Annotated in this window: 15 protein-coding genes; 9 read left to right on the top strand and 6 right to left on the bottom strand. The window is 55.8% G+C overall.

The window, feature by feature from the left end:
- Nucleotides 1-32: 32 nt before the first annotated feature.
- The 3 genes from LKE08_RS07285 (at nt 33) to ilvA (ending at nt 3,513) form a co-directional block, all read left to right on the top strand.
- Nucleotides 33-1,067 carry a potassium channel family protein gene (locus tag LKE08_RS07285; RefSeq protein WP_324703545.1) on the top strand — a complete coding sequence of 345 codons (1,035 nt, stop codon included), beginning with the start codon at nt 33-35 and terminating at the stop codon, nt 1,065-1,067.
- Nucleotides 1,068-1,116: 49 nt separating this feature from the next.
- On the top strand, nt 1,117-1,668 hold the full coding sequence (locus LKE08_RS07280) for a YetF domain-containing protein (RefSeq protein WP_324703544.1): 552 nt from the start codon (nt 1,117-1,119) through the stop codon (nt 1,666-1,668).
- Nucleotides 1,669-2,001: 333 nt separating this feature from the next.
- Nucleotides 2,002-3,513, top strand: a complete 1,512-nt coding sequence (gene ilvA / locus LKE08_RS07275; RefSeq protein ID WP_324703543.1) for a threonine ammonia-lyase, biosynthetic — start codon at nt 2,002-2,004, stop codon at nt 3,511-3,513.
- A 127-nt stretch (nt 3,514-3,640) separates the two neighbouring features.
- On the opposite strand, the gene LKE08_RS07270 is transcribed toward ilvA, so the two are convergent.
- Nucleotides 3,641-8,974 (bottom strand): PAS domain-containing protein, encoded by a 5,334-nt coding sequence (locus LKE08_RS07270; protein ID WP_324703542.1) that lies wholly within the window; start codon nt 8,972-8,974, stop codon nt 3,641-3,643.
- Nucleotides 8,975-9,593: 619 nt separating this feature from the next.
- On the opposite strand from LKE08_RS07270, the gene trpS reads away from it, so the two are divergent.
- From trpS to LKE08_RS07255, 3 genes are all read left to right on the top strand, one after another.
- On the top strand, nt 9,594-10,604 hold the full coding sequence (gene trpS / locus LKE08_RS07265) for a tryptophan--tRNA ligase (protein WP_324703541.1): 1,011 nt from the start codon (nt 9,594-9,596) through the stop codon (nt 10,602-10,604).
- A gap of 349 nt (nt 10,605-10,953) precedes the next feature.
- Complete coding sequence (locus LKE08_RS07260) at nt 10,954-11,844, top strand: methylenetetrahydrofolate reductase (RefSeq protein ID WP_324703540.1); 891 nt, start codon at nt 10,954-10,956, stop codon at nt 11,842-11,844.
- A gap of 305 nt (nt 11,845-12,149) precedes the next feature.
- Nucleotides 12,150-13,232: a DUF1611 domain-containing protein gene (locus LKE08_RS07255; protein ID WP_324703539.1), complete on the top strand. Its 1,083-nt coding sequence runs from the start codon at nt 12,150-12,152 to the stop codon at nt 13,230-13,232.
- An 81-nt stretch (nt 13,233-13,313) separates the two neighbouring features.
- Here the strand turns inward: LKE08_RS07255 and crcB are convergent, their stop codons facing one another.
- A complete protein-coding gene (gene crcB, locus LKE08_RS07250; RefSeq protein ID WP_324703538.1) occupies nt 13,314-13,766 on the bottom strand; it encodes a fluoride efflux transporter CrcB in 453 nt (150 codons plus the stop codon).
- Between the two features lie 211 nt (nt 13,767-13,977).
- Here crcB and LKE08_RS07245 point away from each other — a divergent pair, with 211 nt between their 5' ends.
- Nucleotides 13,978-14,211, top strand: coding sequence for a hypothetical protein (locus LKE08_RS07245; protein ID WP_324703537.1), 234 nt, complete (start codon nt 13,978-13,980; stop codon nt 14,209-14,211).
- 140 nt (nt 14,212-14,351) lie between these two features.
- Here the strand turns inward: LKE08_RS07245 and ilvC are convergent, their stop codons facing one another.
- Nucleotides 14,352-15,350, bottom strand: coding sequence for a ketol-acid reductoisomerase (gene ilvC, locus LKE08_RS07240; RefSeq protein WP_324703536.1), 999 nt, complete (start codon nt 15,348-15,350; stop codon nt 14,352-14,354).
- 197 nt (nt 15,351-15,547) lie between these two features.
- On the opposite strand from ilvC, the gene LKE08_RS07235 reads away from it, so the two are divergent.
- Nucleotides 15,548-15,970 (top strand): RidA family protein, encoded by a 423-nt coding sequence (locus tag LKE08_RS07235; protein ID WP_324703535.1) that lies wholly within the window; start codon nt 15,548-15,550, stop codon nt 15,968-15,970.
- Between the two features lie 285 nt (nt 15,971-16,255).
- Entirely contained in the window at nt 16,256-16,540 is a 285-nt protein-coding gene (locus LKE08_RS07230; protein ID WP_324703534.1) for a hypothetical protein, read from the top strand.
- Between the two features lie 277 nt (nt 16,541-16,817).
- On the opposite strand, the gene LKE08_RS07225 is transcribed toward LKE08_RS07230, so the two are convergent.
- From LKE08_RS07225 to LKE08_RS07215, 3 genes are all read right to left on the bottom strand, one after another.
- Entirely contained in the window at nt 16,818-18,680 is a 1,863-nt protein-coding gene (locus LKE08_RS07225) for a tetratricopeptide repeat protein (RefSeq protein ID WP_324703533.1), read from the bottom strand.
- Between the two features lie 251 nt (nt 18,681-18,931).
- On the bottom strand, nt 18,932-19,831 hold the full coding sequence (locus LKE08_RS07220; RefSeq protein WP_324703532.1) for a 6-carboxytetrahydropterin synthase: 900 nt from the start codon (nt 19,829-19,831) through the stop codon (nt 18,932-18,934).
- A 129-nt stretch (nt 19,832-19,960) separates the two neighbouring features.
- On the bottom strand, nt 19,961-20,638 hold the full coding sequence (locus LKE08_RS07215) for a DnaJ domain-containing protein (RefSeq protein ID WP_324703531.1): 678 nt from the start codon (nt 20,636-20,638) through the stop codon (nt 19,961-19,963).
- Nucleotides 20,639-20,775 lie beyond the last annotated feature (137 nt).

Genomic DNA, 20,775 nt, shown 5'->3' with positions numbered 1-20,775 from the left:
AGAAATTGCGTTTCCGGCGACAATCAATAGGGATGAAATCTCGGGTCATGGAAGTCGCGGTGAACGTTTTACTGTTTATTCTCGGACTGTTTTTGGTGGTGTTATCCCTCCTCGATGCGCTGTGGACGGCCGTGTGGGTCGATGGCGGCGCGGGACCCGTCACCGCTCAAATCACCAACGGGGTTTGGTGGGTGATGAAAAAGTCGATTCGCACCAAACGCAATTATTGGCTCAGTTTGGCCGGTCCATTAATTCAAATATTGACGGTTTTTGCTTGGGTAGGTTTGTTGTGGGCCGGGTGGGTGCTGATGTTCAGTTCCGACTCCGGCGCGCTAGTTTACACCCGCACGCCGGCACCGGAATCCGGCACTTGGATCGATCGCATCTACTTCGTCGCCTACACCATGTCAACGATGGGAAACGGCGACCTTTATCCGAGCCGCGGCGGCTGGTCGATCGCCGCCTCTTTTACGACCCTGAGCGGGATGTTTTTGATCACGATGGTCGTCAGTTTCTTGCTGTCCGTGATCGGCGGCGTGACGACCAAACAATCTTTGGCGAGTCAAATTACCGGACTGGGAAATTCGGCCGAAGAATTTATTTTAAATGTTTGGGACGGGAAGGGATTTTCCGGTCTGGATCTGCAACTGATTTCCATGTCTTCCCAACTGGGAACTCTGACCGAGCAACAACTCGCTTACCCCGTGCTGCACCGCTATCACGGCGCGTCTCCCCAGGAAGACAGCGCCCCGGCGGTGGCGATTTTCGACGATGCGCTGACAATTATGAATTACGGGTTGCAGGAGTCCTACCGACCGCCCCCCGCCCTGCTGAAATCGGCGCGATCGACCGTGCAAAGTTACCTGAGAACCCTGGCATCCGCCTCCATTTATCCGGCCGATCGCGTGCCGCCCGCCCCCGACCTCGCGCCCCTGCGAAAGGCGGGAATTCCCGTCGTCAGCGACGAAGAATTTGCGCGATCGCTCGACGACCTGAACCACCGCCGCAAACTCCTTTTGGGCTTGGTCGAACGCAACAGCTTCAGGTGGCCCCAAGGTTCGCTATAATTCCCCAATTTCAAAACTAAAACTGTCGAATTTAATCCCGATTTAGATAATGGAAAATGTCGCTTTCTTTTATAAAAGTATCGAACCCATCGTCCGCATCGTCGTCATCGGGACGCTGGCTTATTTTAGCTTGTTAATTTTGCTGCGGATATCGGGCAAACGCACCCTGGCGCAGTTGAACGCCTTCGATTTTGTCATCACGATCGCGATCGGTTCCACCCTCGGGCGCCTGATCACCGCCAAAGGCGTCTCGCTGGCCGAAAGTATCACGGCATTTTTGACCCTGATCATCTTGCAATACCTGTTATCTTGGCTGACCGTGCGATCGCCGAAATTTGCCGACTTGGTGACGGCCGACCCGTCGCTTCTGTATTTTCGGGGGCAATTTTTACAGCCGGCAATGCGAAAGCAGCGGGTCACGAAATCCCAACTGTTGGCGGTCGTGCGCCAAAAGAAAATTGGCTCTTTGGAGGCGGTGGAAGCGATCGTCATGGAGTCGGCGGGGAAGATCGCCGTCATCAAAAAAGGAACCGATGGAGAACGGGCGGATGCCTCCGTTTTGGGCAAAGTTCCGGGAATCTACGAATCTCATCAAATTTAAGATCGGATTCGGTTATTGACTTGAAAATTGTAGATCCCCCCCAGCCCCCCTTAACAAGGGGGGAGACAGAGAATGCCTTGATTGATTTGAAAATTGTAGCTCCCCCCCAGCCCCCCTTAAAAAGGGGGGAGACAGAGAATGCCTTGGCTTCTGGTATTGAACCGGATTCGATATCATTCAATTTTCGGACTTTTAAGACTTCTCAAAACGCGATCGCTTGAGGGGGTTTTCCATCGATTTTCGGGAAAATACCGGATTCAGATACAAATCTCAGAATCGAAATCGCACCCGATCCAGTACAATTGAATCCCATGCGATGATTGGCCCGACAGAATGCACTCCGACTACCTCGAACGAATCCTCACCGCCCGCGTCTACGATGTCGCCCAGGAAACCCCCCTGGAGTCCGCCCCCCAACTCTCCAAACGGCTGCACAACACCGTTTTGCTGAAGCGGGAAGATATGCAATCGGTGTTTTCCTTCAAATTGCGGGGCGCCTACAATAAGATGGCGCAACTGCCCCCCGATCGCCTCGCCCAGGGAGTCATCGCCGCCTCCGCCGGAAACCACGCCCAGGGCGTCGCCCTGGGGGCGAGTCGCCTGGGAACCCGGGCTATTATTGTCATGCCCGTCACCACGCCGGAGGTGAAAGTCGAGGCGGTGAAAGCCCGGGGCGGCGAAGTGGTGTTGCACGGGGAAACCTTCGACGATGCCTATGCCCACGCCCGCGAGTTGGAGGTGGAAAAGGGTTTGACGTTTATTCACCCCTTCGACGATCCGGACGTGATCGCGGGGCAGGGGACCATCGGCATGGAGATTTTGCGGCAGCACCAGCAGCCCATTCACGCCATTTTCGTGGCGATCGGGGGCGGGGGATTGATTTCCGGCATCGCCGCCTATGTGAAGCGGTTGCGGCCCGAAATTAAGGTGATCGGAGTCGAACCCGTGGATGCCGACGCCATGTCTCAATCTTTGAAAACCGGATCGCGGGTGAAGTTGTCGGAAGTCGGGCTATTTGCCGACGGGGTGGCGGTGCGGCAGGTGGGGGAAGAGACGTTTCGCCTGTGTCAAAAATATGTGGACGACATCATTTTGGTGGGCACGGACGACACCTGCGCGGCGATCAAGGATGTTTTCGAGGATACGCGATCGATTTTGGAACCCGCCGGGGCACTGGCGATCGCCGGAATGAAAGCCTATGCGGAATGGGAAAAAATCAGCGAACAAACGTTAATTGCCGTGGCTTGCGGGGCGAATATGAACTTTGATCGCCTCCGATTTGTCGCGGAACGGGCGGAGTTGGGGGAACGCCGCGAGGCGATTTTCGCCGTGACAATTCCCGAAAAACCGGGCAGTTTGCGGCAGTTTTGCGACTGTTTGGGGAAGCGCAATCTCACCGAATTTAACTATCGAATTGCCGATAAAAAAGAAGCCCATATTTTCGTGGGAGTCCAGATCAAAGATCGGGAAGATGCGGGGAAATTGGCGGACAGTTTCGCGGTTCACGGGTTGACGGCGATCGACCTGACGGACGACGAATTGACCAAAATGCACCTGCGGCACATGGTGGGGGGGCGATCGCCTCTGGCCCACGATGAATTATTGTACCGCTTCGAGTTTCCCGAACGTCCGGGGGCGCTGATGAAGTTCGTGGCATCGATGAGTCCGAACTGGAATATCAGCTTATTTCACTATCGAAATAACGGTTCGGATTATGGTAGAATTGTCGTGGGGATGCAGGTGCCACCCAGCGAAATGGAAGAATGGCAGGAATTTTTGGAAACCTTGGGTTATCGCTATTGGGACGAAAATAAAAATCCCGCCTACAAGTTATTTTTGGGGTAGTAAGAAACCGGGTTTATTGGCAATATTTCGGTGAGGATGCAAAGCGTCTCATAGAAACCCGGTTTCTGAGGTGCGGGTGGGGGTGCGGCGGGGGGCGACAGCGCCAACTATAACTGATTGAGTCATGTCAACCCTCCTCACTTTCTTCGATGCGATCGCACAATTCCCCAAAGCGACGGACGGTTTCGGGAATCCGATCCCAATCGAAAGCCTGCAATTGTTGATTGAGGGTTTCGACATAATCGAGTAATGTCGAACATTGGTGTTCTTTCCCCCAACTTTCCAGGCGTCGGATAAACTTTTTTAAATCGCGATTGACCAGAGTTTCTCGCAACTCGAGCCAGGTCGTTTCCGCTTCCCGGCGGAGTTTTTTCATTAATTCCGGCAACCGAACCGTTGCCGGCGCGACATCGGAAGCCGCCGGGGGAGGTGACGCCAATTCCGGCGTCGTTTCCACTGGAATCGGGGTGAGATATTTCTTCAGTTCGGTCACAATTTGGGCCTGACTCACCGGCTTTCCTAAAAACCCCTCGCACAACTCTTTCAAATCCTGTTCGTTTTGATATTGGGGAGATGCGGTCAAAATAATAATGGGAATGTTGCCAGTGTCTTCACGATCTTTCAGGAAGTGGACGGCTTCCCGTCCGTCCATGCGTGGCATCCGCAAATCCATAAAAATGATATCGGGATGATAAATGAGCGCCAATCGGATGGCTTCCTGTCCGTCATTTGCCATCAGGATTTCGTGTTTTGTCGGGGCAAAATATCCGGCGATCAGATCCCGATTTGACTGCACGTCATCGACGACCAAAATAGTGGCGGGTTGGAATTGTTGTAAGTTGATATCTGCATCAAATTTTTTAGTCAAATTTGATTCGATTTCCACCGGTTCGACTTCGGGAAAATAAAAAGTAAATGTACTGCCGCGATCGCATTCACTTTCCAGGTGAATCGTCCCCCCCAGGAGGTGGACGAGGCGTTGGGTGATGGCCAGACCCAAACCCGTCCCCCCGTATTTGCGGTTGCTTTGACCTTCGCTCTGGGTAAAGGCATCGAAAATCTTTTGTTGATTGTCCTCAGAAATGCCGATTCCCGTATCCGAAATGGCAATTTCAAGGCAGAGGTGGTCTGGAGAGGGATTGATTTGATTTTCGCAGCGGCGGACGGCGATCTGGACGGAGCCAAATTCGGTAAATTTGATCGCATTTCCGACCACATTAAACAGAATTTGACGCAATCGCACTTCGTCCGTCATGATCATTTTCGGCAGTTGTTCGTCGATCGCAACGTGCAGTTGCAAATTCTTCTCGATCGCCTTCTGTAAAAAGATCTGCTGAATTTCCCATACGATCGCCCGAATTTCCACCGGTTCGCAATGAATTTGCAGTTTCCCCGCTTCAATTTTAGACAGATCTAAAATATCGTTGATCAGAGCGAGGAGGGTGCGGCCGCTGGAGGCGATCGCATCGACGTAGGAACGCGCCGTCGGGTCGGCAATCATCGATTGGAGCAAGTCTGCGAACCCCAAAACGGCATTCATCGGCGTGCGGATTTCGTGGCTCATATTCGCCAAAAATTCGCTCTTGGCGCGATTCGCCGCCTCCGCCTCCCGGGTGATCCGTTTGAGGGTGATATTTTTGCGGAGCAATTCTTGGCGTTGCTGCTGCTCTTGACAGAGCAGTTGAGTCTGGGCGATCGCGATCCCCAATTGGGAGGCGACGGCCTCGATCAATTCGATTTCATCGGCACTCCAATTCCGCTCATATTCACATTGATGCAAGCTGATAATACCATTCGGCTTGCCCCGATAAAATGTGGCGATCGCCAGCATCGATTTGAGGGTCGGTGTCGGCCCCCGCTCCAACTCTTGAATCGAGGCCAGAATCGGAGAAACTAAACCCCGATGTGGCGCGGCACATTGCATTCCCAAAAAGGTGGAAATCTGAAATGCGATCGCCCGATCCTGGCGCATCAACGCTTCGATATCGGCATTTCCATCTAGGGAAATTTCGGATTCCAAGGCATCGAGTAAACGACAGTTTGATTTTGAATACTTCGCCATCAACGAAGCGCGGGGGATGGGTTCCGACGTATAGGTATGAATCAGACAGCAATTCACTTGAAAGGCTTCCCCGATCGCCCGGGCCGCCGTCTGAAAAATTTCGTTGACATCCAAACTCTGGCGAATCTTGTCCGTGATCTGCTGCAATAACAGAATTTTTTGCAGTTGATTGTGCAGGGCTTCTTCCGCCTGTTTGCGATCGGTAATATCTTCAGCGATCCCCGTATATCGATAAATGTCCCCGTTGTCATTCCGAACCGGAAAGGAGCGAGCCTCAATCCACCGGATTTCTCCGTCGGCCCGCAGGATGCGGTAGGTTTCATTAAAAATTTCTCCGTCCCGGATGTGTCGCGTCAACATCTCCCCGATCGCCCCCCGTTCCTCGGGGTGGACCGAGAGCAGCCAATGGCGGGGATCTTCGTACAAACTCTCCCGCGACCGCTGCCAAATCTCCTCGTAGGCGGGGGAAATGTAGAGCATTTCCCCGGTCGTGGAGGTCATGAAAAACACCTGGCGGATATTTTCAGCCAACTGGCGGAATTTTTCTTCGCTCTCTTGCAGGGCCAGTTCCGTCTGTTTGCGATCGCTGATGTCGGTGTGGGTACCGATCGCCCGCAGGGGTTTACCGTCGGGGGTGCGGTCGATCACCCGGCCGCGATCGAGAATCCACTTATAACTGCCGTCCTTGCACCGCACCCGGTGTTCGCTCACATATCGGGCGGTTTCCCCGTTCAAATGTTTCTCCAAAACCGCAAAGACTTCGGGTTGGTCGTCGGGGTGAATGCGGGTTTCCCACTCCGAGAGATCGTCCCCGATCTCCCACTCCTCAAAGCCGAGAATTTCCTTCCAACGCCGGGAGAAAAAAACCGTGTCGGTTTGGGCGTTCCAATCCCAAACCCCGTCCCCGTTGCCCTCGAAGGCGAATTGCCAGCGTTCCTCGCTCTCCCGCAGGGCCGCTTCCATGCGCTTGCGATCGCTGATATCGAAATTGATGCCGATCATCCGCAGGGGTTCGCCCCGCTCGTCCCGCTGTACCAAACCGTAGGCTTTCAAACAGCGCACCGTCCCGTCCGGGTGCAGGACGCGAAATTCCGTATCGAACTCTTTTTCCCCCGCCAGGGCCGATGCGATCGCCCGATCAGCGTGTTGGCGATCGTCGGGATGGATGCCCTTCACCCAAGCATCATAGGCGCCGCCGAACTCCGACCGCTTCACCCCGTAGAGTTCGTACATCCGATCATCCCAGATCAAAAGATTGCGGACGATATCCCACTCCCAAATCCCGATCGCGGCCGACTTGACGGCCAAACTCAGGCGGTCCGAGAGGTCGCGCAACCGCCGTTCGGTCCGTTTGTGTTCGGTGATATCCCGGGCCGCGGCGTAGATGCGATTTCCCCCCGGAGTGGAACGCCACTCGATCCAGCGGTAGGACCGGTCCTGGCACCGGTAGCGATTCACAAAATTGATCACGGGGTGTTGTTGGGACAACTCGGCGATCGCATCCAGGGTGGGGGCCAAATCGTCCGGGTGGACGAAATCCAAAAACGAGGTGCCCTCCAACTCCTGCAGCGGATAGCCGAGGGTCGCCTCCCAATGTTGATTTAAGCGCAGGAAATGTCCTTCGAGATCGGCGATGCAGAGCAAATCCAGGGACAGGGAAAAGAAGCGGTCGAGTTCTTTGGTTTTCTCCTTCAGGGCGACCTCCGCGGCCTTGCGATCGCTGATATCAAAAATCGCCCCGTCCAACCACAGCAGATTTCCCCCCGCGTCGAATTTTCCCTGGCCTTTTTCGTACACCCAGCGGATGCCACCATCCCGGTGGACGATGCGATATTCCAAAATAAACGGTTGCCGTCGTGCGATCGCCTCCAACACTCCGGTTTCCACCGTCAGGCTATCATCGGGGTGGATGAGACTGGCGTAAGCTCGCACCCGATTTTGAATCAATTCCTCGGGTTTATATCCGGAAATATCGGCGATGGCGGCGCTGATGAATTCCATCGTCCAATTTTCATCGCAGGCGCAGCGGTAGATGGCGCCGGGGAGGTTGCCCACCAGGGTGCGGAACCGGGCCTCGCTCTCGGCCAAAAGGGTTTCCATCCGTTTGCGATCGCTGATGTCGGCGCTGATGCCGGTCACGTTCCAACACTCGCCCCCCTCGTCCCGCACGGCGGTATAGCTGGCGGCAATCCAGCGGATACTTCCATCTCGGTGCCGAAAGCGATACTCGACGGAGGCCGGTTCTTCGGCAAAAAAGCGATCGAACAGCGGTAAAATTACCCGTTCCCGATCTTCGGGCCACACCCGGGACATCCACAGGTTTTTGTCCGCCAAAATTTCTGCGGCCGTGTAGCCGAACAGGGCTTCGCAACCGTCGGATTGGTAGTTGTATTTCCAATCCCGATTGGCAAACACTTTAAAATTGACGATCGACGTGGTGAAGGCGCTGTTCAAAATCGATCGCAGTTGCGCTTCGCTGGTTTTGAGGGCGGTTTCGGCCCGCTTGCGGTCCGAGATATCCCGCAGGATGACCGTCAAAATGACTTCCCCCCCGCTCTCGAACCGCGAGATCGAGGCTTCGGCGGGGAATTCCCGGCCGTCTTTGTGGCGGGCCCAAATGGTGACATCGCGATCGCCCATCCGGCGGGCCGAGTCGTCAGAGTTGCGGAATTCCCGGACGTGGCGGCGGTGGACTCGGGCGAATCGTTCGGGTAACAGAATATCGAGAGATTGCCCGATCGCCTCTTCCCGGGAGTAGCCGAACAGTCTCACGGCACCTTGATTGAATAGGGTAATTTGCCCGGACTCGTCCACGCAAACGATCGCATCTTCGGCGATCTCCAAAATTCCGGCTAGTTTGGACTGGCGGTCGAGTTTCTGTCGCAGGTGGCGATTGTTTTCCAGGAGGGTTGCTTGTCGGATCGCGATCGCCAGGTGGATACAGAGGGTTTCGAGGCGATCGATGTCCTCCGGCCGCCAGTCCCGAGTTTTGTCGTCCTCACAGACCACCAGCAGCCCCCCCACATCGCCTTCGATGTGGATGGGGAGAATAACGCAGGCTCCGATTTTCGATGTCTTCAGATGGGCGGCAATATCGGCATTTTGAAAGTCCGCGATCGCGATCGGTTCCCATCCGGAAATGAGTCCAATTGGAGCCGGAAAGTTAGCCCAATTCAGCAGGGGAGAAGAAGCCACCCCCCGCCAGCCGCCATCCGCTTCCCGGCGGTAAATCAGGGCGCGATCGGTTTGGAGCAGCCGGCGCACTTCGTCTGTGGCCGTCTCAAAAATTGTCTTGATATCTGAGGACGAGTGAATCTGGCGGGCGACGTTGAGCAGCAAACTCTCCCACGTTGTCGGGTTTCCGGGCCGTTCGTGCCGTGCCGAGGATTGTCGATTCACTTCCTATTCCCCTTTCTAAAAATCCGAGTCCAAATCGTCGATTTTAATTTTTTTTGTTCAAATATTGCGCTTTAAAATCTGTTTAAACTTGAAGAATTGACCCTTGAAATAATTCCTCCGTCTCCACCCGAACACCCGGGGATCGCATTTCTCCGCCAAAAGGATTTGAGAATTCGATCAATGTCGGGCGATCGTCCCCAGGTACATTGGTACTGATCTATCAAAATGGGCGGGATCTACTTCTTTAATTTTGCCAGATTCGGTCCGTTCCTAGAGCCGGATCGAATGGGTGGGAGAATTGACCGAACTTTCGGGTGGGTTCGGATGGTAGCGGTTCTGCAGGTTCGGGCGGCGATCGGGCGATCGACCTGAAAGGAGAGTTCGCAAGTTAATAAAAATTTTGGCTTTTTCAAGAAAATTAATGAATCGGGGCGCGACTGCCGTCCCCTTTTGACCCTTGTCTTTCCCCCGCCCCCTCCGATAATATCTACCGTGAGTCGGACGGGCGGTCAAATTCGTCAAGCCCTCTCGCATCCGAGACATTTTCCCGAGCCGGATGCCGGTTACGACGGTCGATCGTGCCAAGATAGATTATTAAGTTCAACTGACATCAAAGCTCATGGGTAAACAGCGAGTTCTCTCTGGCGTGCAGCCGACCGGCAACCTTCACCTGGGCAACTACCTCGGCGCCATCCGCAACTGGGTGGAAGGTCAAAGCCAGTACGACAACTTCTTCTGCGTGGTGGACTTGCACGCCATCACCGTCCCGCACAACCGGGCGACGCTGGCGGCGGACACTTACACCGTCGCGGCGCTGTACCTCGCCTGCGGCATCGATCTCGACCACTCGACGATCTTCGTCCAATCTCACATTCCGGCCCACAGCGAGCTCACCTGGCTGCTCAACTGCCTGACGCCGATCAACTGGCTCGAAGATATGATCCAGTTCAAGGAAAAAGCCGTGAAGCAAGGGGAAAACGTCAGCACGGGCCTGCTGGATTACCCGGTGTTGATGGCCGCGGACATTTTGCTCTATGATGCCGATCGCGTCCCCGTCGGAGAAGACCAAAAACAGCACTTGGAACTGACCCGGGACATCGCCGCCCGGTTCAACCACCTGTTCGGCCAAAAGGACGAGGAGATCCTCAAAATCCCCGAACCCCTGATCCGCACCGAGGGCGCCCGGATCATGAGTCTGACCGACGGGACCCGCAAGATGTCCAAGTCCGATCCGTCGGAATTGAGCCGGATCAACCTCCTCGACTCCCCGGACGCGATCGCCAAGAAGGTGAAGCGGTGCAAGACGGACTCGGTGCGGGGCTTGAGTTTCGACGACCCCGACCGCCCGGAGTGCCACAACCTGCTGGGCCTGTACGCCCTGCTGGCGGGCAAAACCAAGGCGGAGGTAGCCGCAGAGTGCGCCGATATGGGTTGGGGACAGTTCAAACCCCTGCTGGCGGAAACGGCGATCGAGCGGCTCAAACCCATTCAGGAGCGCTATAAAGCGGTGATGGACGATCGCGGCTATTTGGAGTCGGTGTTGCGATCGGGCCGGGAAAAGGCGGAGGCGGTCGCCAACCGGACTTTGAGTCGCGTCAAGGATGCCCTGGGCTATTCCAAACCCCTGTGATCTCGAGTTCGGAGCATCAGTTATCGGATAGATTTCTGATGATTGAATTCCCGAAATCGTCGGAATCCAAACGATTTTATCCCATCCGATATCAGGGCGATCGGCTTTGCCGGTGCGCTTCCCGCCATCGTCGCCGGCCGCTCTCAACCGTTGTCAACCTGCAATGGGATTCGCCAATTCTGGCAATTCGACAATTGCCCACCCCATCAACTCGGTGCGATCGTCGGGAAAAGAAAACGGAAAAAACGAGGATTTTCCCCCCGCCATCGGCTCGGAATTACCCGAATTTTTAACAAACAAACGGGTAAAGCATTATCCCATTCAATATCCCTTTTAAACTCTACATTCTATGAATCGTTTTCGGAACGCCTGTTTGACCCCCAAGGAATTTGTCATCACGGCCGAAGTGGCCCCCCCGAAAGGGGGCGACCCCCATCACATGATCGAAATGGGGCGGTTGCTCAAAAATCGCGTCCACGCGGTGAACGTCACCGACGGCAGTCGGGCGGTGCTGGGGATGAGTTCCCTGGCCTCCTGTGCCATTCTCCAACATCATGGAATTGAGCCGATTTTGCAAGTCGCCTGCCGCGATCGCAACCGCATCGGTTTGCAGGCTGACCTTTTGGGCGCCCACGCCCTCGGAATTCGCAACATTCTCGCCCTGACGGGGGACCCGGTGAAAGCCGGAGATCACCCCGAAGCCAAAGCCGTTTTCGACTTTGAATCCGTGCGATTGTTGCAGGCGATCGACAAACTTAACCACGGCCTGGATTGGAACGAAAAAACCCTTCCCCAAGGCGGCACCGACCTGTTTCCCGGCGCGGCCGTCGATCCCCAATCCCCCAGTTGGTCGGGGTTGAAAAGTCGATTCAACCGCAAGCTGAAGGCGGGCGCCCGCTTTTTCCAAAGTCAACTGATCACCGACTTCGATCGCCTCTACAAATTCATGAATCAAATCGGTTCGGAAACAGACCAGCCGATCTTGGCGGGAATTTTCCTGTTAAAATCCGCCAAAAATGCCCGCTTTATCAACAAGTACGTCCCCGGCGTCAACATCCCCGATCCCATCATCGATCGCTTGGAAAAAGCCCCCCACCCCCTGGAAGAGGGCGTTAAAATTGCGGCTGAACAGGTACAAATCGCCCGCCAAATTTGCCGCGGCGTCCACCTGATGGCCGTCAAGCGGGAAGATTTGATTCCCCAAATTTTGGACGCCGCCGGGATTCCCCCCCTCGGTTGATGAGGATGGGGGCAACCGGAGGCAGGGGAGGCGGAGGAAGCGGAGGGGGCTCCTGGAGGCGACCGGAGGCGACCGGAGGCGACCGGAGGCAGGGGGGCAAGTTTATATCAGATCCAGTTTTTGAACCGTACAAATTCCCCAATCATCGACCGATGATTTTTGCTGGTCGGGGCCCCTGGCTTGCGCCCTTGGGAATTAATTTCCAAGCGGTCTGGATGTCCCAACCGCTCCCTCTGCTCCCTCTGCTCCCTCCGCTCCCTCCGCTCCCCTACACCCCACCGAGCACACCCCACACCCCAAAACAGATGATTCCTGACAATCCCCAAGCCAAAATTCAAGCGGGCCGGTTGGCGATTCTACTCCACGAAGGTATCCGGAGTGCGATCGGAAAAACGGGCCTGTCCCTGCTGCGCTACAGTCGGGCGAATATCGTGGCGGTCGTCGATCGCGACTGTGCGGGGCGATCGCTTCCGGAACTGACGGGAATTGAGCGGGACGTGCCGATTTTCGCCTCGGTGGAAGAGGCCCTCGCCGTCAATCCCAATATTTTGATAATCGGCATCGCCCCCCCCGGCGGCGCCCTGCCGGAGGCCTGGTGGGGGGATCTCGATCGCGCCGTGCACGGGGGACTCTCCATCGTCAACGGCCTCCACACCCGACTGATTCCCTTGGTGGAACGGCGGCACGGGGCGAGCTTGGAGGCGTTGCTCAGAGGCAACCAGTGGATTTGGGACGTGCGACAGGAACCCCCGAATCTCCCCATCGCCTCGGCTCAAGCGCGATCGCTCGACTGCCGGCGGGTGCTGACGGTGGGGACGGACATGGCGATCGGGAAAATGTCCACCAGCCTGGAACTGGACCGGGCGGCTCAAGGACGCGGCATCCGCTCCAAATTCCTGGCGACGGGCCAGGGGGGCTTGATGTTGGGGGAAGATGGCATCCCCCTGGATTCGGTGCGGGTGGATTTCGCCGCCGGGGCCGTCGAGCAGATGGTGATGCGGTTCGCGCAGGGCCATGACCTCCTGATTGTGGAGGGGCAGGGGTCCGTGCTCCACCCCGGTTCCACCGCCACCCTGCCCCTGCTGCGGGGGAGCCAGCCTACCCACCTGATTTTGGCCCACGCGGCCGGACGGACCCACATTAAAAAACATCCCCACGTCCCGATCCCCCCCCTGCGGGATGCGATCGCCCTGTACGAACTCGTTGCTTCCGCCGCCGGGGCAATGGAACCGTCCAAGGTTGTCGGTATCGCCCTCAACACCTACGGTTTGGGCGACGCTGAGGCCCGGGACGCGATCGCCCAAACCCGGGACGAAACGGGTTTGCCCTGCACCGATGCCGTCCGCTTCGGGGCGGATATTTTGCTCGATGCGGTGATGGATAGTTGAGAACCCAAGTTTCTGAACGACTCCCCCTCCCCTGAATTTCCATCCCCGACTCCCGACTTCCGACTCCCGACTCCCCCCCATTCATCGCAGCAGCGATCGCGCCAACATCGTCCCCAGCAAAACGCTCAATACCCCCAAAATTGCGCTGCCGGCCCAGTACAAAACCGCGATCGCAAAACGCTGTTGTTGAAATAAATTATACGTTTCCAGTTCGTAGGTGGAAAAGGTGGTGTAAGATCCCAGAAAGCCCACCGCAACGATCAGGCGAACTTCCGGAGAAATGATTCCGGAATTGAGGGCGAGGGGGACGAAAAAACCCATTGCCATCGATCCGGTGAGGTTGATCAACAACGTGCCGTAGGGAAAGGCCACCCCGAATCGCTCGACAAACCACAGGGTCAGATAATAGCGGGACAGCGCCCCGGCGACCGCCCCGAAAGCGATCGCGATCGGATTGCGGACTGCCGGCAGTTGCAGCACGTCGGGCAAAGATGCGGGAATGGCAACCAGCAGTTGAAGTAAGGTTCTGAACATGAGACATCGGTCGCGGGTTTGTGATACCTTAACACGACGCGATTTCCATTCTCCTGGGACTGAGTCCTCCGGTCAGGGAATTGGGTTTTGCCGGTGTCTATAATTCTTTGTAGATGACAATTTTGGCCGGTCGTGGCGAGTCGGTCACTTGAATTTCCACCGACTTCGGCGATGGTAAATTGCGATAACATTTCATCCCCAATGGTGCGATATGACCCCTAAAAAAATTCTTGGGACTGCGTTGATCATTTTGGTGATTACCTTTATCACCTCCGGAGATAGTTTTGAATTCCTGCCGAAGTCCGTCCGGAGTGCAAGCCAGACGAGCCGCGAGTTTTTGGTCGGACTCGTCCCCGACTGGCTGACTCCTCAGAATTTCAACGAACAGCGGGAAAAGGATGTGGAACAGTTGGAGCAAAAAGGCCAACCCGCCGAAGAAGATTAGGTGGGGCGGGGCTAAGGGGCTTCGGTAAGCGGAGGAAGCAGAGGAAGCGGAGGGAGCAAAGGGGCTCTGCTTTCTATTCCCTATTCCCTATTCCCTATTCCCTATTCCCTATTCCCGACTCCCGACTCCCGCGCCGCGCCCTAGGCTTTCTTCTTCAGCCAGCTAAACATGGCCCGCAGGTCTTTGCCCACTTCCTCGATGGGATGTTCGGCCTCCTGGCGGCGCATGGCTGTGAAACCGGGTTTGCCGGATTGATTTTCCAACACGAATTCCCGAGCGAACTGGCCGCTTTGAATTTCTTTCAAGATCTGGCGCATTTCTTGGCGGGTGGCCTCGTTGACGACCCGGGGGCCGCGAGTATAATCCCCGTATTCGGCGGTATTGGAGATGCTGTCCCGCATCTGCGCCAAGCCGCCCTCGACGACCAAATCCACGATCAGTTTGACTTCGTGGAGGCACTCGAAATAGGCCAGTTCAGGCTGGTAGCCGGCTTCGACGAGGGTCTCGAATCCGGTTTTGATCAGGGCGCTCAAGCCGCCGCACAGGACCGCCTGTTCGCCGAACAGGTCGGTTTCGGTTTCTTCCCGGAAGGTGGTTTCCAGGATGCCGCCCCGGGTACCGCCGATGCCCTTGGCGTAGGCCATCGCGCGATCGCGAGCCTGTCCCGAGGCATCCTGGTACACCGCGAACAGACAGGGGACGCCCTGGCCTTCCTCGTAGGTGCGGCGCACCAGATGTCCGGGGCCCTTGGGCGCCACCATGATCACGTCCACATTTTCGGGGGGGACGACCTGGCCGAAGTGGATGTTGAATCCGTGGGCAAATGCCAACACTTTGCCTTCGCTGAGGTTGGGTTCGATCTCGTTTTTGAAGACGGTTTTTTGCACTTCGTCCGGCAGCAGGATCATGATGATATCCGCCTGTTTGGCAGCCTGGTCCACGGGGTACACCGTCAGTCCGGCATCTTTGGCTTTGGCGGCCGACTTGCTCCCCGGATACAGCCCGACGATGACGTTCATGCCGCTGTCTTTGAGGTTGAGGGCGTGGGCGTGGCCTTGGGAGCCGTAACCGACGATCGCGATCGTTTTACCGGCCAATAGGTCGAGGTTGGCATCGGCATCGTAGTACATACGGGCCATAGCGGAGATCTCCTTCGGTGCAAGTCGTGTGTAAGAGTTATTGCAAAACTAATATCCTATCACGGCGGCCGACCGATGCGGGGGGTGCGATTTGCGGATCGTGGGAAATGGGCGCGATGTCGCCAATTTTAGAAAATTTAGAGAATTGTGAGAAAATTTTGGAAAAACTGTGGGCAACCGAACCGGTTTGATTTAAAGTGAAGTCGAACTCGAACCCTCTGGTCGCCCCCATGCTGGAATATCTCACCCTCCCCGACAACCTGCTTCCCCCGGTTGCGCCCTATTCCCACGCCGTGCGGGCGGGAGATTTTCTCTTCGTGACCGGCCAGCTTTCGGAAGATCCCCAAACCGGGGAAGTCGTCACCGGACCCATCGAAGAACAGACGCGGCGGGTGATGGAAAACTTGAGATTGGTCCTCGAACAGGCTGGGACGGGATTCGATCGCGTCGTGATGTCCCGGGTGTTCGTGACGGATTTTCGCTATTACGAGGCGGTTAACGCCGTCTATGCGTCCTACTTCCAAGCCGGACGCCTCCCCTGCCGGACGACGGTGGGGGTCTTGGGACTGGCGGGTTTCGGCGATGTCGAGATCGATTTGGTGGTGTATTGCGGCGACTAAAAGGCAAAGGTCAGAGGACAGCTCATCTCACGTTTATCGCGTTTTGTAAAGATCATTTTCAATTTTGTTACATGGAATTGACGAGGCCGCCACTCCAAACTCGTGTCACAATTGGCTTTTAGCTTTTAAAGCCAAGTTGTCGCGATCATTCGCTTATTAAGTCTTGTGTCGAAGTCATACTCAGAATCCGAAATATGAGTTTCAATGAGTAATATAAGAACGCGCACTTTAACAATTTTTGTGGGCGCCGATACTGCTGAATGTGATGTTATTGCCATCAGTGACATGAGAAGACCTTCACAGTTAACACGATTGATCTGGGACTTCTACCGGGAGAACCAAGCGGAACTGCAACAGCTCAAGCCCTTGGGGCAATGTAAGGTATATCGGCGGTGGGGTGTTCTGCACATTCAGTGCATGAGTCAGGATCTCGCAGAAGCGATCGCCACCTCGAAGTCTCTGCTTCAGGAACCGGTTTCGCTGATGCGTCTGGCTCAAAAGATTAAAATATCCGTAAAAAATACGACGGTGGCGGTTTTTTATGTTAATCCCGACACCATCATCGCCTGATATTTGTGGGTGCAATACCGAACAACATCCCCGCGATCGCCGGATTGCGGGGATTTCCAGTTCGCGCACGTCTTTTTTAAAAATTTCCCGGATCGCTTCACCCAGGACAGGAAATATCAATCATAGATGCACCCTGATGGCTTTCCCCCGGCTACGGCCAGGGGATTTTTTTTGGCGAGAATAGCGTGGCGCGCCGGTCATCGGTCATCGGTCATCGGTCATCGGTCATCGGTCATCGGGAACTCCGAGTGCTTTTCTATCGACGAAACGGTATCAATTAAGTGGCCACCGCAGAAAAGCCGTTCTGTTGCGTCGGCGAGTCGCCCTCAACTTTGCCATTTCGCAACTCTTTTTGAATGGAAATCGCCTTTCCCAAAGAAGCGATCGCCTCCTGGTATTTGTTGAGTCTCGACAGCAGGGCCCCCCGGTGCCGCCAGCTTTCCGCGTCGTCCGGCTTCAGGGCGATCGCGGTGTCGAAAGAGGCGATCGCGTCGTCGTGGCGTTGCAATTTTTCCAAACAAATTCCCCGCCGGCGCCAGGCGTCGCCGGCGTCCGGTTTCAAAGCGATCGCCCGGTCCCAATTGGCAACCGCATCGTCGTATTTTTTTAACGCCCCCAACACTTCCCCCCTCGCCATCCACGCCGCATAATTGTCCGGTTTGAGACTCGTGGCGCGATCGTAGGATTCCAGGGCCTCAGAGTACCGCCGCAACTTGGCAAAAAGTGCCCCCTGGGCGCTCCACAATTCCGGTTCTTTCGGATGGATGGCGATCGCCTGTTCATAGGACGCCACCGCGTCGGCGTATCGGTTCAGGTGACACAGGGCGATCGCCCGATTCGCCCAGATCTCGAATTGGCCGGCGTTGATTTGGATGGCGCGGTCGTAGGACCCGATCGCCTCCTCGTAGCGCCGCAATTTACTCAATACATTACCCCGATTGTGCCAAGTTTCGTAGTGGTTCGGTTCCACCGCGATGGCGCGATCGTAGGACTCGATCGCTTCTTCATACCGCTTAAATTTCCGCAGCAAGGCCCCCCGATTGTGCCAAGCTTCGTAATCGTCCGGTCGGATTTTTAGGGCGCGATCGTAGGACTCCAGAGCCTCATAGTAGCGCTTCAGGCGCACCAACACGTTGCCCCGATTGTACCAGGTTTCCGCTCGCCCGGACTGCATCGAGAGGGCGCGATCATAGCTCCCGAGGGCTTCCGAATGGCGCTTTAACCGCACCAGGGCATTGCCCCGCTGATACCAGGCTTCCCCCAAATTGGGGTTGAGTTCCAAGGCGCGATCGCACGCGGCGATCGCTTCCGTATATTTGCGTTGAGAAATCAGCGCTTCTCCCTGTTTCAAATAATCGTCCGCAATCAACGATTGATGAGGCGGGGAATGCTTCTTCTGTGGGATCGTCGCCGCCTGCGGTTTCGGCGCGGGTTTCGGCGCGCTCGGTGGCGTTTTAGGGGTCGGCACGGTCGGCTTTTCCACCCGTCCCAAGGCCTCGGTTTTCGCCTGCCGCACCTCTGCGATCATCCCCTGCAACTGGCTGATAAACTGGGCTTTGAGTTGTTCCAATTCCCGGATCGAAGCCTTCGATGCTTCCGCTTCTCGGGTCAGAAAATCGATGGATTTTTGAGCGGTTTGAACTTGCAGTTCTAAATCTTGGATCAATCGCCTGGAACGGTGATTGGAGGTTTTCAATTGCGTTTCCAAGCCGTCCACCTGCCGCAGGCGTTTTGCCGTTTCGCCCACGAGTTCCCGAATCACAAACCGCCGCACCATCCAGAAAAACATCAGGGTCAAAATGGGCGATAATGTCGCGCTCAAAAGTAACGTATTGAGTAAAATAATCGTGGCGCCCAATTCGGATTGACCCGACCCGGTGTTGAGTTGGGCGGATTGAGTCGAGGCGACCGTCGCTGAAAATGGCGATTCTCCGCCCAACTGGGGGCGACTCCAGGTTTCGGGGGCGCTCACGGAAGCGACGGTTTGGGGCGTCGCGATATCGATCGCATCGACAAAATTTTCCGCCTCGGAAACGGGGTTGTTTTCCCAGGTCTGTTCAGGGACGGGACTCGCCTCGCTCAGGGATTCCTGAGCCGCCAGGGCCGCCAGGGTCAGAAGGGCTATGGTCGATAACCTCATGGATCTCACTGTTGATAATGGGGGGGATGGGCGACGGACCGCTCGACGCGACCCCCCATCTGCCTTCGGAGCCGGCACTCCGGGGGGGCTCACGGCTACTTCCTAACTACGGGGGGATTTCGATCGCTCAGGAATTTCAGGGCAGGGAATGGGGAATGGGGAATGGGGAATGGAAAGGGGGAAACCCTCAGATTCAGGTGATTTCAGTTCCCCTGACAAAAAAGCGGGCCAAATGCCCGCCGTGTCTGGATTCAATTGTGGCTGATATCGGGAATCGATCGCACCCCGACCGCGATCGGTTCCCGGTCTTGACTGGGGGTCGATTGCCCCTCCGACCGGGTGCAGTAAACCTCGCAGGAATTGTTGGGGCTTTCGATCAGTTTGATTTTGTGGAGTTCGGCGCCCAACTCGCGGATCGGATTTTGCAGCAAATCCCGGATGTGAACCGCGATATTTTCCGCCGTCGGCACGACTTTGGCGAAGTGGGGGATATCCTTGTTGAGGAAGGTGTGGTCGAAGGGTTCGACCACCCGATCCGCGATCGCCCGTTGGACGGCGGCCAGGTCGGCGATCATCCCCGTGCGGGGGTCGATGTCGCCACAGATGGTGACTTCCAAGTGGTAGTTGTGGCCGTGACCGTGGGGGCGGGCGCACTTGCCGTAAATCCGGCAATTTTCCTCGTAGCTGAGATCCGGGTGGGCGAGTCGGTGGGCCGCGCTAAAGTGGGTGCTGACGGTCAAATAAGCTTCCATTCCATTTCCTCGATAATCGGCCCAAAGTTCCGGGTGTTCAAATACTTGAATGTTGGTCAGGGGCAGGTGGGGGGCCAAACGGTTCCAGATCGCCTGGGCCAGACATTCAGTGGTGGGCAACGTCTGTTTGAATTCCGGCCACGCTTCGTTGAGAAAGGAAAAGTCGAGTTGGTCGGTGACTTCCTTTCGGATGGTCTGCTTGGCATCGGACAGGTTGAAGACCATGCCGTATTCGTCCGGTTCCCCGACCATCGAAACGTACAGGACGTAATTGTGTCCGTGACCGGGGGCGCGGGCGGTCGGCCCGAACCGTTCAAAGTTTTCCGCTTCGCTCAGTTCCGGCAACCAGTAGCGGTGACTGGCTGAAAACTGCGCCCGACGAGTGACAATGCATTCCATAAAAGCACGTTAATTTTTTCTTGTTAAGTTCGTTTCAACTAATCTAATGAGTTTGGCAATCTTTTTCAAGGCCGATATCCCCGCCGGGGCGATCGCGCTCCGAACCATCGCGCTGCGATCGCCGTTGACTCAGAAAAATTGATTCATTTCCGCCCGGGCTTCCCGCCTCAGTCCCTCCGCAATTCGGAAAAATTCCTGTCCGGCGTGCAGGTAGGAATCGTCATAATTGAGGGTGAACAGATTCAGTTCTTCAATGCCGTCGCCGATATGGTTGAGGCAGTAGTACAAATGGGCGGCAACTCCGGCGATATTGGAAGGGTTGGGGGTGGAACGGAACAGGGTTTGGGTTTCGGCGAGAATGTCCCGGCAGGTTTCGATATAATCTTGAAAATCAGCCATCAATTCGTCGTCAAATGGGTCGCCGGATAAGTTGTCGAGTTCCCGTTTGAAGGGTTTGAAGATGCGATCAATATTGTGATTGACGGGTTGATAGACCTGTTGCAGCCACCTCTGCAGGTCGAAATCCACCGATCGCGCCGTCTGACGCGATCGCCGGGACGGGGTTCTGGAGGCGCCCCGGTTGACGGTGGGTCGGCTGGAGAGGGTGCGATCGTACCCGCGCCGCTTTTGGGGGTCGCCGAGCACTTCGTAGGCTTCGTTAATCCTGATAATCCGGTCGTGATTTGCCGTTTCTTTTTGGCTGTCCGGATGGAATTTTTTGGCCAGCCGGCGGTAGGCGTTTTTGATTTCCGTCTGGGTGGCTTGCGGGGAAATTTCCAAGACTCTATAGTAATTTAACTGTGCCATAATTTATAATTGCTCTCTGTCGATATCCTGCGGGTCGTGACATTCTATTTTAAACCGATATTGGCGGAATGGGGAAGAGTGCCTTGTGGACAGAAGAAACCGGGTTTCTAGAAGAGTTTTCGTTCCCCGCACAGATA

Source organism: Lyngbya sp. CCY1209, from assembly GCF_035615495.1.
Lineage (GTDB): Bacteria > Cyanobacteriota > Cyanobacteriia > Cyanobacteriales > Microcoleaceae > Limnospira.
The sequence above is the reverse complement of the archived record's forward strand: the minus strand, read 5'-3'. Positions and strand labels throughout refer to the sequence as shown.

What these genes read in the sequence shown, in the direction of transcription:
- LKE08_RS07285 (WP_324703545.1), top strand. Translation starts at nt 33, where the DNA reads ATGAAATCTCGGGTCATGGAAGTCGCGGTGAACGTTTTACTGTTTATT.
- LKE08_RS07280 (WP_324703544.1), top strand. Translation starts at nt 1,117, where the DNA reads ATGGAAAATGTCGCTTTCTTTTATAAAAGTATCGAACCCATCGTCCGC.
- ilvA (WP_324703543.1), top strand. Translation starts at nt 2,002, where the DNA reads ATGCACTCCGACTACCTCGAACGAATCCTCACCGCCCGCGTCTACGAT.
- trpS (WP_324703541.1), top strand. Translation starts at nt 9,594, where the DNA reads ATGGGTAAACAGCGAGTTCTCTCTGGCGTGCAGCCGACCGGCAACCTT.
- LKE08_RS07260 (WP_324703540.1), top strand. Translation starts at nt 10,954, where the DNA reads ATGAATCGTTTTCGGAACGCCTGTTTGACCCCCAAGGAATTTGTCATC.
- LKE08_RS07255 (WP_324703539.1), top strand. Translation starts at nt 12,150, where the DNA reads ATGATTCCTGACAATCCCCAAGCCAAAATTCAAGCGGGCCGGTTGGCG.
- crcB (WP_324703538.1), bottom strand. Translation starts at nt 13,766, where the DNA reads ATGTTCAGAACCTTACTTCAACTGCTGGTTGCCATTCCCGCATCTTTG.
- LKE08_RS07245 (WP_324703537.1), top strand. Translation starts at nt 13,978, where the DNA reads ATGACCCCTAAAAAAATTCTTGGGACTGCGTTGATCATTTTGGTGATT.
- ilvC (WP_324703536.1), bottom strand. Translation starts at nt 15,350, where the DNA reads ATGGCCCGTATGTACTACGATGCCGATGCCAACCTCGACCTATTGGCC.
- LKE08_RS07230 (WP_324703534.1), top strand. Translation starts at nt 16,256, where the DNA reads ATGAGAAGACCTTCACAGTTAACACGATTGATCTGGGACTTCTACCGG.
- LKE08_RS07225 (WP_324703533.1), bottom strand. Translation starts at nt 18,680, where the DNA reads ATGAGGTTATCGACCATAGCCCTTCTGACCCTGGCGGCCCTGGCGGCT.
- LKE08_RS07220 (WP_324703532.1), bottom strand. Translation starts at nt 19,831, where the DNA reads ATGGAATGCATTGTCACTCGTCGGGCGCAGTTTTCAGCCAGTCACCGC.
- LKE08_RS07215 (WP_324703531.1), bottom strand. Translation starts at nt 20,638, where the DNA reads ATGGCACAGTTAAATTACTATAGAGTCTTGGAAATTTCCCCGCAAGCC.